The 1,123-nt window shown below is 58.9% G+C and carries 1 protein-coding gene; it reads left to right on the plus strand.

Annotated elements, in window-relative coordinates:
- Positions 1-74: 74 nt before the first annotated feature.
- A partial coding sequence (locus tag AB3X94_RS41680) for an IS5 family transposase (protein ID WP_368614454.1) occupies positions 75-1,123 on the plus strand: 1,049 nt, incomplete at its 3' end.

A 1,123-nucleotide genomic window follows, 5' to 3' on the forward strand; every position in this document is an offset into this window, starting at 1 on the left:
TACCGCTGAAACACGTCATCGCGCAGAGTTCGTGAAGCGTTGATAGATGAACCACCACTTGCCCACTGGAGATCATGGGCGGCGCCGACACGTTCACCGAGAGTTTGTTTTCCGTACGCAAGCTGGACGACTTCGTGCCCAAGTCGCATCCGTTGCGTTCGATCCGCGTGATGGCGAACGAAGCGCTGGCGAAGATGGATCGACTGTTCGCGGGGATGTACGAAGCTGACATAAAGGGTGGACGGCCGAGCATCGCGCCAGAGAAGTTGCTGCGAGCCATGCTGATCCAGATCCTTTACAGCATCCGCTCGGAGCGCCAACTCATGGAGCAGGTGCAGTACAACCTGCTGTTTCGCTGGTTCATCGGCCTGGCCATGGATGACGAGGTGTGGGTGCCCACGGTCTTCACGAAGAACCGGGAGCACGATGCCGTGATCGAATTCTTCAACGCCGTAGTGGCCATCGCCGAGAAGAAGTGCCTGCTCTCGGGGGAGCATTTCAGCGTGGACGGCACGTTGATCCAGGCGTGGGCCGGACACAAGAGCTTCGTACGCAAGAACGGTGACGATCAGGACAACGATGGTAGCGGCGCGGGCGACTTCAAGGGCGAGAAACGCAGCAACGAGACACATCAGTCGAGGACCGATCCAGATGCGCAGCTCTATCGCAAAGGCAAAACGGCCAGCGAATTGCGGTACATGGGCCATACGCTGACCGATAACCGGCACGGCCTGGTGGTCAATGCGCGCGTGACACGCGCCGACGGGCATGCAGAGCGTGAAGCCGCCAAGATCATGATCCACGACGCGCGGCAAGCGGCAGAGGATCCGAACGTAGAAATTACGTTGGGTGCAGACAAGGGTTACGACGCTCAGGAATTCATCGAGGCGTGCCAACAGATGAAGGTCACACCGCACGTTGCGCAAAACACCTCGGGGCGACGTTCGGCAGTGCCCGATACGATTGCCTCGAGCGCGGGCTACGCCATTTCGCAGCAAAAGCGGAAGTTGATCGAACAAGGTTTCGGCTGGGCCAAGACCGTAGGGCGCATGCGCCAGGTGATGGTGCGCGGCTTGAAGAAGGTGGACCAGATGTTCGTGTTGAACATGACGGCCTATAACCT

Origin of the sequence: Paraburkholderia sp. BR10923 (genome assembly GCF_040948765.1) — a bacterium.
Taxonomy (GTDB): Bacteria; Pseudomonadota; Gammaproteobacteria; order Burkholderiales; family Burkholderiaceae; genus Paraburkholderia; species Paraburkholderia youngii.